At 38.0% G+C, this 14,739-nt stretch carries 9 protein-coding genes and 1 riboswitch; of the genes, 8 read left to right on the top strand and 1 reads right to left on the bottom strand.

Going from position 1 to position 14,739, the window contains the following annotated elements; genetic code table 11:
• Positions 1-25 precede the first annotated feature (25 nt).
• Positions 26-254: riboswitch (cobalamin riboswitch) on the bottom strand.
• Positions 255-305: 51 nt separating this feature from the next.
• Positions 306-983: an rRNA methyltransferase gene (locus CNR22_05065; protein ID PBQ34824.1), complete on the top strand. Its 678-nt coding sequence runs from the start codon at positions 306-308 to the stop codon at positions 981-983.
• Here CNR22_05065 and CNR22_05070 read toward each other — a convergent pair.
• Complete coding sequence (locus CNR22_05070) at positions 976-2,094, bottom strand: coproporphyrinogen III oxidase (GenBank protein PBQ31160.1); 1,119 nt, start codon at positions 2,092-2,094, stop codon at positions 976-978. The genes CNR22_05065 and CNR22_05070 overlap by 8 nt on opposite strands.
• A gap of 176 nt (positions 2,095-2,270) precedes the next feature.
• Here CNR22_05070 and CNR22_05075 point away from each other — a divergent pair, with 176 nt between their 5' ends.
• The 7 genes from CNR22_05075 (at position 2,271) to CNR22_05105 (ending at position 14,724) form a co-directional block, all read left to right on the top strand.
• Positions 2,271-4,325 (top strand): hypothetical protein, encoded by a 2,055-nt coding sequence (locus tag CNR22_05075; protein PBQ31161.1) that lies wholly within the window; start codon positions 2,271-2,273, stop codon positions 4,323-4,325.
• A 68-nt stretch (positions 4,326-4,393) separates the two neighbouring features.
• Entirely contained in the window at positions 4,394-7,522 is a 3,129-nt protein-coding gene (locus CNR22_05080; protein PBQ31162.1) for a hypothetical protein, read from the top strand.
• Positions 7,523-7,563: 41 nt separating this feature from the next.
• Positions 7,564-8,979, top strand: coding sequence for a D-alanyl-D-alanine carboxypeptidase/D-alanyl-D-alanine-endopeptidase (gene dacB, locus CNR22_05085; protein ID PBQ31163.1), 1,416 nt, complete (start codon positions 7,564-7,566; stop codon positions 8,977-8,979).
• A gap of 63 nt (positions 8,980-9,042) precedes the next feature.
• Complete coding sequence (locus CNR22_05090) at positions 9,043-10,383, top strand: dihydroorotase (protein ID PBQ31164.1); 1,341 nt, start codon at positions 9,043-9,045, stop codon at positions 10,381-10,383.
• 191 nt (positions 10,384-10,574) lie between these two features.
• Complete coding sequence (locus tag CNR22_05095; protein ID PBQ31165.1) at positions 10,575-12,278, top strand: peptidase C45; 1,704 nt, start codon at positions 10,575-10,577, stop codon at positions 12,276-12,278.
• Positions 12,278-13,552, top strand: coding sequence for a phenylacetate--CoA ligase (locus CNR22_05100; protein PBQ31166.1), 1,275 nt, complete (start codon positions 12,278-12,280; stop codon positions 13,550-13,552). Before CNR22_05095 ends, CNR22_05100 begins: the two co-directional genes overlap by 1 nt.
• Positions 13,549-14,724, top strand: a complete 1,176-nt coding sequence (locus CNR22_05105) for a glycerol acyltransferase (protein PBQ31167.1) — start codon at positions 13,549-13,551, stop codon at positions 14,722-14,724. Before CNR22_05100 ends, CNR22_05105 begins: the two co-directional genes overlap by 4 nt.
• Positions 14,725-14,739: the final 15 nt, after the last annotated feature.

The raw sequence follows: 14,739 nt of genomic DNA on the forward strand, positions 1-14,739 counted from the left end.
GTCTTAAGTCTCTTCTCCCGAAGACTTTTAACATTGTGCAGCAGGCAGGTCTTCTGACTTATCCTTGACTTAAACGCCTTCCCGGCTCTATAGAGACAGTGGCTAAGATTGTTTAAGTCCCGAAAAAAAATTCGGGGTCTAAAGGACTCACAGCAGCGGGTACTATTAGCGAATTTCACGCTATTCCCTTTTAATCTTTATAACTCCAGAAATACTCTGGGCGATTTTAAAGAACCTAATGCGGGGCAAATATAAAAAATACCTGTTATTTAAAAGAATTTATTTTTCTTTGCAGCCTTATTGCTATGGACAACTCGCAGAAAACAGAATTAATAAATTACCTCACCACTTTTATTTCAGATAAACGTAAAGCACGTTTTGATGAAGTTATTTCGCAACGCACGAATCATTTAAGAATAGTGCTCGAAAATGTTTATCAGGGACATAATGCCAGCGCTGTCTTAAGAAGCTGTGAAAGTTTCGGCCTACAGGATGTTCATTTTATAGAGAACAGAAATCATTTAAAGATCAGTGATGATGTGGCTATGGGAAGTAGTAATTGGATTAACATTCACCGTCACAGAAATTCAGAGAATAATACTGTAGAAGCCCTGCTACATTTAAAAAGCCTTGGCTACCGCATTGTTGCTACCACCCCGCATAAAAACGACTGCACAATTGACCAACTTCCCGTGGATAAAAAATTAGCGCTTGTGTTCGGAACCGAAATTGATGGCATTTCGCAAGACGTTTTTGAACACGCAGATGAATTTGTAAAAATACCGATGTTTGGTTTTACAGAGAGTTTTAATGTGAGTGTTTGCGCTGCGTTATGTATGTATGAATTAACAACCCGCATAAGACGAGATGTAAGAGATTACTTACTGTCTGATCAGGAAAAATTAGATGTTTATTTTGAATGGGTAAAACACAGCGTTGATCACAGTGAAGCTTTGATAAAGAACTACCTTAACGCTAAATAAAAAGATCGGAAGCCAGGCCGTCAGCCAGAAAACGGGCCGATTCTTTCAAAGTATAAACGTTTGCCTCTTGATCTAAAAACGCCATTTTTGACTGAACAATTTTCATAAAATGCCGAAGAATTTCATCGCCGAATTGTTCTTTAATTTCATCCAGGTCGCAGCCCCAAATTGTACGAAGTCGCGTTAATACGTATTCATTATAACGGTCATGCAGACTCAATTCTTCTTTCTCAAAAAAATCGCTGCCGTTTTTTATTGCATTTATATAGTGATTATTATTCTTCACGTTCCACTGGCGGGAAGTTCCATTAAAGGAATGCGCTGAAGGGCCTATACCCAGGTAATGCTCTTGCAACCAATAATTGCTGTTGTGTTTTGCGAAAAACTCCGGCTTTCCAAAATTAGAAATCTCGTAGTGCAGGAAACCGGCCTCTTTTAGCTTTTTAACCATTAATAAAAATTGCGCTTCACTCAATTCATCACTAATTGCAGGCTCTGTACCTTTATTATGTTTAAGTCCTAACACTGTTTTCTGCTCTATGGTGAGGTTGTACGAAGAAATGTGTTGTGTATTTAAAGCGATGGCGGTATCAAGTGTCTGTGCCCACGAGTCAAGCGTTTGAAACTTACTTCCATAAATAAGATCGATACTGATATTGTTAAACCCCTCTGCTTGGGCTAGTTTTACAGAAGCAAGCGATTCTTCGGCTGTATGGGCGCGGTTCATCCACTTTAACTCTTCGTTATTAAAACTTTGCAAACCAATACTCAAACGGTTAATTCCAACTTCTTTCCAGTCTTGCAAACTCTGCATAGTTATATCATCCGGGTTAGCTTCGAGTGTTATTTCTGCAGAATTAGTGTAGGAAAAATATTTTTTTAAGGCGTTGAAAATCCTCTGCAACTCTGATTTAGAAAGCAAACTGGGTGTACCTCCACCGAAATAAATACTTTCCAGGTTTTTTTTTGAAAGATAACTGTATCGTTTTGAAATTTCTTCAGTTATCGAAGTAACAAGCACATCCTTAGCTTGCAAATTTGTACTAAAGTGGAAGTCACAATAAGTGCAGGCTTGTTTGCAAAAAGGTATGTGTAAGTAAATGCCAGGCAAGATTATAAAATTACTAATTTACTAACAACAAGGCTCAACTAAGATAGTGGGGAATTATTTACCATAAATCAATAATTTTGAATTAGGTTTCGAAAAAAGTACCAAAATCTATATTTTTTTTAAACAATTTAAAAATTATCGTTATTTTAGCAGCCGACTAAACTTTATTTAGAAGTATGAAAAACATTACCAAGCTTACTTTAGCAGCTGTAGCTGTTTTAACTTTCTGTGTATCAGGCTTTTCACAAAAAGTGTTAACAAAAGCAAATGAGGCTTTTGAAGCAAAACAGTACTATCAGGCTGCACAGCTTTACAAAGATGCTTACGCTACTGCCGACAAGGCCAAAAAAGGAATTATTCTATATAGAGCTGGTATTTCAAGCCAGCGTATTAACGATTACAGAGGTGCTGAGGCTTATTACAATAAAGCAATCGCTGCAGGATTTGACGATCCTGAAGTTTATTTACACTTAGCACAGGTGTTAAAAAACCTGATGAAATATCCTGAAGCTATCGTAGAATTTAACAACTACAAGTCTAAGGGTGGCGATGCAAAACAAGCTGACCTGGGAGTAAAATCATGTGAGCTGGCTCAAAAATGGATTGATAATCCAATGCGCTACAAAACTGAAAACATCTCTCTTATCAACTCTAAAGGAAGAGACTATGCGCCTTCTTTCAGTGATAAAAAATATCAAACTATTGTTATCTCTTCAAACAGAGATGGTGCTTTAGGAAGTTTAGATGCAAACACCGGTTTCAACAAAGCAGATCTTTGGGAAGCGAAACTTGATAAAAACGGTAAATGGTCGACACCTGTTTTATTACCTCCCTCTATTTCAACTGAAGTTAACGAAGGAAGAGGTTGGGTAAGTAAAAAAGGAGATATGATCTTCTTTACACGTTGCCCTGAAGATAAAGGAAAAGAAAATACTTGTGGTTTATATATGGCTAAGAAACAAGGTAGCACCTGGGGTGTTGCTGAGCGTCTTCCATTCAGTAACGATACTATTATTTTTGCTCACCCTAGCTTGGCTTCTGACGGAAAAACTTTATACTTTGCCTCTAATATGGCTGGCGGTTACGGTAAATTAGATATCTGGAGCTGTAGTTACGATCCTAAATCAAATTCATGGGGACAAGCTAAAAATGCTGGTCCTACTGTAAACACTGCGGGTATGGAAGTTTACCCGGCTTTAACCGACGATGGGAAAAAATTATATTTCTCTTCTGATTACCATCCGGGCTTAGGTGGCTTAGATATTTTCCTTGCTGAAATTGGCACTGATGGAAAAACTAATAAACCAGTAGAAAACTTAAAGTATCCATTAAACTCTTCTTACGATGATTTCGGTATCGTGTTTGAAGGAAGAAAAAATCGTGGATACTTCACTTCTAACCGTGAAGGTGGAAAAGGTGATGACGATATCTGGAGCTTTAGCTTACCTCCTTTGAACTTCACTACTAAAGGAAATGTATTTAGCGGTGGAGATCCTCAAACAGGAAAAGGTAAAGGTGAAACTGTTGAAATTGTTAAAGTAAAAGTTATTGGTAGCGATGGTTCTATTAATGAATCGACTACAGGTAAAGACGGTGCTTACAGTTTTAAATTAAAAGAAAGAACTACTTACAGTATTTCTACTGAAACTTCTAAAAACTCTAAATCTCCTTCACACCCTAAAGATGGTTTCTTAGCTAACAAAGATCTTCGTGTAATTACAACGGTTGGTCTTGATGCCTCTAAAGATTTCGTTGCTGATTTCTCTGTGAATCCAATTGTTTTAAATCCTCGTATGCCTGAAGTTCTATATGAAGTAGGTAGTGCTGCTCTTTTACCACAATCTAAAGATTCACTTAACTTCTTATATGATATCATGAAAGACAATCCTACCACTGTAGTTGAGTTAAACTCTCATACTGACAGCCGTGGTGATGCTGTGTCTAACATGACTCTTTCTACTGCGCGTGCTCAGTCATGTGTTGATTACTTAGTAAAAGAGAAAGGAATCAATAAAGACCGTTTGATCGCTAAAGGTTATGGCAAAACACAATTGTTGATTACGGATGATCAAATTAAGAAAGCTCCTTCACAACAAGAGAAAGAAGCTTTACACCAAAAAAACAGAAGAACTTCTTTCAAAATCTTAAGTTTTGATTTCGTAGATCCAAATGCACCTAAAACTCCGGTTAAGAAAAAACCTGCTGGTGGCGATGACGAAGAAGAAGAATAAATTCTTAATAATAATTCATAATAAAAGGCTGCAAAATCTGCAGCCTTTTTTATTTTTAGACTTTACTAGTGAGCAATTTTGTAGTCTATAAATCAAGTGCAGGGAGCGGTAAAACTTTTACGCTGGTGAAAGAGTATTTGCGCCTCTCGCTCTATGACCCAAAAAAATTAAGTTCTAATTACAAACGCATTCTTGCTGTAACCTTCACCAATAAGGCTGCCACTGAAATGAAGAACAGGGTTGTAGAAGCCCTCGATCAAATTGCCAATAAAGAGGGTTTTTCTTTTATTGGACAACTGCTAAGCGACGAACTGCAGATTAGTCTACCCGAATTAAAAACACGCGCAGCATTTGTACTTAGCCATATTTTACATCATTACTCTGACTTCTCTATAGGAACCATTGATAGTTTTACCCACAAGATCGTAAAGACTTTTGCGCATGATCTTAAGTTACCGGTGAACTTTAATATTGAAATGGATACGCAGGGCTTTTATGAGAAAGTAATTGCCAATCTTTTTAGCAAAATCGGTGAAGACGAATACATAGGTAAACTCTTAAAGGAATACGCGCTTACAAAAGCAGAAGATAATGCTTCCTGGGACCCTGAACTCCAGATACAGGAATTCTCGAAGCTTTTGCAAAAAGAAAATTCAGGAGAATACATCGATCAACTGAAACACTTTAGCGGAGATGAACTTGAATCTTTCAGACAGCAATTTTTAGATTTTACGAAACATTATAAGGCTACTTTAAAAAAGAATGCTCAAAAAGCAATAGATCTTATCAGTGAGCACAAATTAAGTGACTCTGATTTTTATTACAAGGCTGCTGGTCCACAAAATTTTTTTAAAAAGTGTTTAGATTATTCTGTTAATCTCGAATCTACAGAAAAAGGAAGAATAATAGACGCTGTAAAAACGGGCAAATGGGCTAATGAAACCGGCAATAAAACGGTTGTTGATGCCATCAGTCCACAACTCATTACCATTGCTCTTGAGCTTTTAAATTTTGTAAAAGAAAACTATAAGTATTTTTCTCTTTGCGAATTATTAAGCAAACAGATGTATCCTTTAATGTTGCTTAAAAAAATTGAAGAGATAAGCCTTGAACAAAAACAAGAAGAGCGGCTCGTATTTATCAGCGAATTCAATCACAAGATATTTGAAATCATTAATAACGAACCCACGCCATTTATTTATGAACGGCTCGGCGAACGTTACCAGCATTATCTGCTCGACGAATTCCAGGATACAAGCAGTTTGCAATGGCATAATATTCTACCTCTGCTCGACAATTCTCTTTCGAGCGGATGGTTTAACCTCATTGTGGGAGATGGTAAACAAAGCATCTACCGCTGGAGAAACGCCAATGTGAAGCAGTTTGCAACGCTACCCGAAATTGAAAATACTGAAGGCAATTTTATGATTGATGAAAGAGCTCAATCCTTAAAACGAAACTTTACGGGTAAGGTACTTAATACAAATTTCAGAAGCCTTAAAACTATAGTCGAGTTTAATAACAAGCTATTTGAATCATTGAGTTTCAAATTACTTTCAGAAGCTTCGCAAACGATTTATGCCGACCAGTCGCAGCTCGTGAAAAACGAAGCTACCGGCTACATTAGTATTCACCTTGGCAAGCAAGAGAAAGAAGAGCTGGATGATTTTACCTGCATAACCATTCGCGACCAGATCAGCAGCGCGATAAATTCAGGATTTAGCTACAAAGACATTTGTATCCTCGCCCGAAAAAATGATCATGGGAATATTATTGCAAACTACCTGGTTAAACAAAAAATTCCGGTTGTCTCATCCGATTCGCTTTTGCTAAAAAATAATTTCGAAATCAACACCATCGTCAGCTACCTCAATTATCTGGTAAATAGACAGGACATGATCAGTGCAGGTGCTGTAGTAAATTACCTTCTGCAATCACAACGTATTTCTGAAAGCGACTACCATTTTTGCCTGGTAGAACTTTCGAGACATAAATCGCTGTTTGATATTTTTAAATTTTGCGGCATTCAATTATCAGAAGGCGATCTCAGTTTAAATAATTTATTTGATAACTGCATTGAAATTATAAAAGCATTAGGATTAAACTCCAACGGTTATCACTACGTTCGTTTTTTTCTGGATGAAGTAAATGAATTTCTCGTGCTAAAAAATTCAAACATCTCTACTTTTTTTGAATGGTGGCAAAGAAGAAGCAGCCGGGCTTCCATGATTATTCCAGAAAACACAGACGCAGTAAAGATCATGACTATTCACGCCAGTAAAGGTTTAGAATTTCCTGTAGTAATAGTTCCTTACTGCAACTGGCCGGTTTATCGCCCGGGAGAAAGTTGGGTACAGGTTAACAACGAAAAAGTAGAGCTTCCTGTAAGTGTAATTAGTCTGTCTAAAAAAGTGAGCGATTCTGGTTTTGAAAAAGAGCTTGAAGCCGAACAACAAGACCAAATATTAGATAATTTAAATCTTTTGTATGTTGCATTTACACGAGCTGTTGAAAGACTTCATGTCATCAGTACGAGAAGTTTTACAAGTAAATCACCTAACGTTAGTGAATGGATTTCGGATTTCGTGAGCCTGCAGGAAGCGCCTTCAACCGAAAATATTTTTGAGTTGGGAATATTATCAAACAAACAATCTTCGCATTCTTCAACAAGTTTGCCTGATTTTGCGTTGGAACCGCTTGCTTTCACTACAAATAAAAACACAATTGAGATTAAAGCCTCTTACCTTAACAACAACGACCATGCGGAAGAGGCTAAACAGCAAGGAATTTTAGTGCACTGGCTTTTATCCAAAATAAAAATTGCATCCGATTTGCCGGCAGCGCTTGATGCTGCTTTAATGGAGGGCCTTATCGCCAAAGAAAATATTCCCGAACTTTCAAAAAAATTAAATGAAATTCTTTCACATCCTGAATTAGTAACATTTTTTGAATCGGGCATTTCAACAAAGCTTGAAGCTGAATTAATCACTCAAAATGGCGAATTGCTTCGTCCTGACCGTATTATTTTTAAACCTGACGAAACTATTTTAATGGATTACAAGACAGGAAAAGAGAATGATAAATCTTATTTCAAACAATTATACAAATACGAATCCGCGCTTTTGGCGATGGGCTACACAAATATTAAGAAACTACTCATTTATGTCGACGAGATGAAAATAGTTTCGTTAAATTAAATTTGAACCTAAAAGTGAAATCCATTTTAATACATATTTACATGACTTGCTTGTTTCTTTTAGTGTGCACTTCAGCGGGACTTGCACAGCTAAACCTTATAAGCGAAGAATGGAAAAAAGATCCTGATCTAAAAGGCGCTTCTATAGGTTTTTGCGTAATGAACGCGGCAACATCGGAAATACTGGCGGAATTTAACTCTACACAACTACTGACACCTGCAAGCACTTTAAAAATTGTTACTACAGCTGCGGCCCTCGATTTATTAGGTTCAAGCTACCATTACGACACCCAATTATATTACACGGGAGATTTTGACAAAACAACAGGCGTACTAAATGGCGATATCATTATTGCCGGTAGCGGCGATCCTACTTTACAATCAGATAATTTTACTAAGGATAATAGCCTGGTTACGGATAAGTGGGCAAAGATTCTGAAGTCGAAAGGATTAAAAGAAATAAAAGGAACTATTATTGGCGACGCTTCGTACTTCGAGAGAAAAATCCCTTCTAATTGGATCTGGGAAGACATCAGTAATTATTTTGGCGCTGTACCATGCGGACTCTCTTACAACGACAATAAATTTAAAGTCCTCTACAACACTAAAGAACCGGGAAGCTTAGTGTTAGTATCAGGTTACAATCCTACTTATTTAAGTAATACCATCACACTCAATTCAGATGTTATTGCGCGAGGCAGCGAAGACCAAGCATATGCTTACGGTGATCCATTCTCGTTTACAAAAGAAATTCATGGAACACTTCCTGCTTACAAAACAAATTATGAAATTGAATTAGCACTACCCGATCCGGCATTGTTATGCGCAGAAAATCTCTTTACATCCCTCACCCAGTCCGGCATAAAATGCCAAGCAGGTTCGGCACGCTCGAATTATAAAAAAATGGAAGTCCAAAATCCACGCAAACTTGTTTATACGCATAGCTCTCCAACACTTGACCGCATCGTTTATTTCACTAATATAACAAGTAACAATCTTTACTGTGAAACGCTTCTGAAAACACTTGGTAAGGGGCGATCGGATGCAGGATTAAAAGCCGTAAAAAAATATTGGTTACAACGCGGGCTCGATTCAAATGAAATCTATCTCGAGGATGCCAGCGGGCTTTCCCGAATAAATGCTATCACTCCGCATTATCAAGCAAGCCTTCTTTCAAAAGTTTATAAAGACAGTACACTTTACAAACACTTTAATGCGTCGTTGCCTGTAGCCGGCAAACAAGGCAGCATGAGTAGTCTGGGTAAGGGTAAATTTATCGAAGGGAATATGCGCGCGAAGACAGGTTATCTCACGCGCGCGCGCGCCTACTGCGGCTATGTAAAAACAAAATCCGGAAAAGAGCTGGCATTTTCAGTGATCTTCAATAATTATAATTGTTCGGCCCGTGAGGCAAAATTAAAAATGGAAAAATTTTTGGTAGCATTAGCTGAACTTTAGACGAGAAGAATGCGATTTCTCATCCACTTCAAAATATATTAACTTTACAAAAAAGTTTAAACCGTGAGTTACTTAATAAAAAAAGCCACCCTTGTAAACGAAGACGAAATAGGGGTTTACGATGTTTTAGTTGAAGGGCAAATCATTACCCGTATCGACAGAGAAATAGAAAACACCGGAAATTTTAAGGAAATAAATGCAGAAGGGTTGTTATTACTACCCGGTGCCATCGATGACCAGGTGCATTTTCGCGAACCCGGTTTAACGCATAAAGGCGAAATTTACACAGAAGCAAAAGCAGCTGTAGCTGGAGGTGTAACTTCGTATATGGAAATGCCTAATACCGTACCTCAGGCCACAACTATTGAAGAGTTGGAAAAAAAATACACACGCGCCGCTCAGTGTTCCCTTGCAAATTATTCTTTTTTCATGGGCGGTACCAATCATAATCTGGAGGAAGCGTTAAAAGTTGATTATTCTAAAGTATGTGGGTTAAAAATCTTTATGGGTTCTTCCACCGGCGATATGCTTGTGGATCATCAACCGGTACTCGAAGGATTTTTCTCAAAAATAAAAGCGCTTATAGCTACGCATTGTGAATTTGATCCGATGATCAAAGAAAACCAGGCACGCATCGTGGCAGAGTACGGAGAGGATATACCTGCGTATTTTCATCCGGTGATCCGCAATGATGAAGCTTGTTACAAATCTTCCTCCATGGCCGTTGAGCTTGCAAAAAAACATAACACACGTTTGCACATTCTTCATATCTCGTCTGCAAAAGAATTAAGTTTATTCACGAATAAAATTCCCCTGAAGGAAAAGCGTATTACTGCCGAAGCCTGCATTCATCATTTGTGGTTTAGTGATGACGATTACGCTGCTAAAGGAAATTTCATCAAATGGAATCCTTCCGTAAAAACGGCTTACGATCGTGCGAAAATTTTCGAAGCAGTACTTAACGATACTATCGATGTAATTGCTACAGATCACGCGCCTCACACTCTTGAAGAAAAAAATCAAACCTATTTAAAGGCTCCAAGTGGTGGCCCCCTTGTGCAACATAGTATTTTGGCTATGATGGACTTTTATCACGCTAAAAAAATCAGTCTTGAAAAAATAGTTCGTAAAATGAGTCACAATGTGGCGGATCTTTTCAGAATCGAAAATCGCGGATACATTCGTGAAGGCTATTTTGCGGATCTGGTATTGGTGAATCCTAAAAAAAAGACCACTGTAACAAAAGAAAATATTCTCTACAAATGTGGCTGGAGCCCATTTGAAGGCCATACTTTTAACAGTAGCATTGCCAAAACATTTGTTAACGGACATCTCGTTTACGACGAAGGTAAATTTGATGAATCGCAGTTTGGAAGCAGAATGAGCTTTAAATTGGATGTCTAAGTCCATTTTAACTCAAATTTCGCTGATTTAGTTGATTTTCTTCAATAATTCGGCTTATCCTCTCTCCTAAGATCTGTAGATCGGATAGCTGCTATCTGCGAAATCTGTGGCTGACATAAGGTCGGAAATGCCCATAGAATGCGTATATTTGCAGGCTAATTTATGAGCTGGAAACTGCTCTGCTATTAAACATGAACAAAACGCCGGGCAGGTTATTAAAGATCACTAAAAGGACATTTGGAATTCTTCTTGTACTCGTGTTTATTTTTGTGATCTATTTTATCAGCGCAATTTATCAACCCCTTCCTAAAATAGCAGAGACTTCTCTTCAAAACACAGAAGTAAAGGTTATCTCACCTGACTTTAGAACTCTTGGAAACAATTGGCTTCGCAAAAGCGAGTCTGGTTTGTACGAAATGTATCTTGAAGGGGATGGCTTTGAGCGCGGTGTTGTGAATGGTAAATTAACGAAAGATCTTGCTGAGTGGCAGGAAACAGTTTTTATTAAACAAATCAGGGAGCTGGTTCCATCTGAAAATTACCTCAACTTTTTAAAATATTTTGTTGCCTATTTTAACCGCAACATGCCAGATCATATTAGCAAAGAATATTTGGATGAAATTTACGGCGTGTCCTTAAGCGCGTCTGATAAATACGACCGCCTGGCTCCTAAATATTACAGAATCCTAAATTACCACAGTGCTCACGATATCGGTCATGCGCTGCAGGACAAAAACATGGCAGTGGGCTGCACCTCTTTTGGCGTTTGGAACAATAGAACCTCAGACGGAAAAATGCTCCTGGGGAGAAATTTCGATTTTTTTGCGGGAGATGATTTTGCGAAAAATAAAATTGTGTGTTTTACAAAACCTGCAAAAGGCTATAAATTTATGTATGTAACCTGGGCGGGTTTCACAGGAGTGGTATCCGGAATGAATGATAAAGGATTAACCGTAACTATTAACGCTTCTAAATCTGATATTCCGAATAGTGCCGCAACACCCATTTCTTTATTGGCAAAAGAAATTTTACAGTACGCCAAAACAATCGACGAAGCTTATAAAATTGCTCAGGAAAGAAAAACATTTGTATCGGAATCTATCCTGATTGGATCATCGCTTGATAAGAGCGCGGCACTTATTGAAAAAACACCTAGTAAGATCGATCTCTATACCGAAAATGGCGAAGAGCTTATTTGTTCGAATCATTATCGCGGAGGCTTGTTTGAGAAAGATGCTATTAATAACAAAAACAAAATAGAAAGCTCTTCGCTGTACAGAAATTTCCGAATGCAACAATTGTTGAGTAGAACAAAACGCTTTAACCCCGAAGAGGTTGCAAAGGTTTTGCGTGATCAAAATGGTTTGAATGATCGTGCTATAGGCTTAACAAATGAAAAAGGAATTAATCAACTTATAGCTCATCATTCCATTATTTTTAAACCGGAAGAAGGCCTTGTCTGGGTTTCTACAACTCCTTATCAGTTGGGAAAGTATATTTGTTACGATCTTACTAAAGTATTTAACGAAGCTCCAGGGATGTCTGTCAGTAAGGAAATACAAGACAGTTCTAAAGTCATTGCCGCCGATCCCTTCCTTAGTTCTAATGATTACCAGAAGTTTTTGCTTTTTAAGCGCTTAAAGTCTTACATCCAATATTGCACCAAAAGTGCTTACGATTTAAAAGTGGCAGACTCGTTTATTAACGCGTTTGTAAGTTCTAATCCAAACAGTTATTTCACTTACTGGATTATTGGAGATTATTATACGAAAGAAAAAAATTACGCAGAAGCAAATCGTTATTACCAGGAGGCTTTAACGAAAGAAGTAGCCACCCAGAAAGAAGCGGCTGCAATTAAAGACCGTCTTGTTTCACTTGAAAAGAAAAAATCGTAATGGCCGGAACAGAAACAACCCATACAGGTTTAAAAGATTTGTTACGTTATGTGGCCATGCGTTCACCTTTCTACCAAAAACTTTTCGAAAAAAATAAAATTCTTATTCAGGATATAAATACTCCCGAAGATCTGAAGAACATTCCCTTCACTGAAAAAGAAGATCTGCAGAACTTCACAAATGAATTTATTTGTGTTCCGAAACATAAGCTGATTGACTACGTTACAACCTCTGGAACCACCGGGAAGCCTGTTACATTAGCTCTTACAGATGCCGATCTGGAACGGCTCGCATTGAACGAATACAACTCTTTTAAGACGGCTGGTATTGGTGAAGAAGATATTATTCAACTAATGACCACCGTAGATCGTCGTTTTATGGCCGGCCTCGCCTATTTTTTGGGCGCCCGTAAATTGGGAGCGGGAATTGTGCGCGTGGGGAATGGTTTACCAGAGCTTCAATGGGACACTATCAGCAATATTGAACCAACAGTTATTATCTGTGTGCCTTCGTTTGTGCTGCATTTGATCGCTTATGCGGAAGCGAATAACATTGATTACAAAAAGTCTTCTATAAAAAAAATCATTTGCATAGGAGAAGCTATCCGTAATTCGGATTTTACACTGAATACTCTCGGAAAAAAAATTACGCAAAAATGGGATGTTTCACTTTACTCGACTTATGCTTCAAGCGAAATGGCAACAGCTTTTACAGAATGTGAAGCTTTTAGAGGCGGGCATTTGCAGAGTGATTTATTGATTTCAGAGATAATTGATGAAAACGGCAATCCTGCCAAAGCAGGTGAAGCTGGCGAGCTCGTAATTACTACATTAGGCGTGGAAGGAATGCCGCTGATCCGTTTTAAGACCGGAGACATGTGCATTGCTCATACTGAAATTTGCAGCTGTGGAAGAGAAAGCCTGAGATTGAGCCCGGTATTGGGACGAAAAAAGCAAATGATCAAATACAAGGGAACAAGTTTGTATCCCAATGCCATTTACGATATTTTAGAAACCATCGACCAGGTAAAAAATTACCAGGTTGAAGTGAGCACAAATAGCAATGGCACAGATGAGATACAAATTCACTTGGGCGTGAATGAAAAAACAAAAATTAAGGAAGAGGATATACTAAATACTTTTCGGGCCAAATTACGAGTAGCCCCCCGGTTGAATTTCTTAAGCCCAGAAGAAGTCAATCAACTACTTCAACCCAAGAACAGCAGAAAACCTATAAAATTTATTGACAGGAGAGAACACAACACATTACTATGATTGAACAAAAAAGGAGCGATTTTGCGCAGGAAATTGATTTCGAGGACATCCGGGTTTTTTATGACGAAGAGGTAAACGAGGTTACTAAAAAATTAATTCACGATCCGGTTTTTATGCCGATGATAAATTATCTGTGGCCGGATATGACTTTTGAAGAAGTTAAGGAGAAAGCAGAACGTGTGCAAAGTAACAGAGACTTTCAACTCGAATTTATGCACGGTGCTATTCGCCGGATAATCGAAATGAGCTCTACAGGCCTTACGAGCAGTGGTTTTGAACAGCTGGATCCAAACAAGGGCTATCTTTTTGTAGGAAATCATCGCGACATTTTATTAGACGCGGCCATCCTGCAGGTGCTTTTGGTAGAACATGGCATGCCCACTTCAGAAATTACCTTTGGAAGTAATTTAAAAGAAAAAGGCTTTGTAACTGACTTTGGCAAATTGAACCGTATGTTCACGGTTCAGCGCGAAGGAACCAGCAAAGAGCTTTACGAAATTTCAAAAAAATTATCGGCTTATATTCGTCACACCATCGTTGACAAAGTTGTTTCTGTTTGGATTGCTCAACGCAATGGCCGGACAAAAGATGGTCACGATACAACTCAGAGCGGGCTTTTAAAAATGCTGAACATCAGCGGCAAAAAAAGTTTTTCTGAAAATTTTGCCCAGCTGGCAATTGTTCCTATTACGATCTCTTATGAATACGAACCCTGCGATCATTTGAAAGTTCAGGAACTTTATTTATCCAGTCTGCATACCAAGTATACTAAAGCCCAGGGAGAAGACCTCAACAGTATTGTTACCGGCATTAAACAATTTAAGGGAAGAATTCATATGAGTGTGGGTACTCCTATTGAAGAAAAAGAATACCAGTACATTGATAAAATCATTAACGAGAATGATAAAATCAAAGCTTTAACAGCTATGATAGACAAGCGCATTCACCATGATTACAAGCTTTACCCCGTTAATCACATTGCATGCGACATACTTCACGAAACCAACTTATTTGAATCGTTTTACAGCGAAGAGGAAAAAAATAATTTCATTAAATACATGGAAGAAAAAATTTCGCTTATTGAAGGCGAGAAAGATGTTCTTCGAAACTTGTTTTTAAAGATGTATGCTCAGCCAACCATAAATAAAATTCATCTGAACGAGAATAATTAAAAAATAAAAGCCGTC

It is taken from the genome of Sphingobacteriaceae bacterium (assembly GCA_002319075.1).
In the GTDB taxonomy this organism is placed as follows: Bacteria; Bacteroidota; Bacteroidia; order B-17B0; family Aurantibacillaceae; genus Aurantibacillus.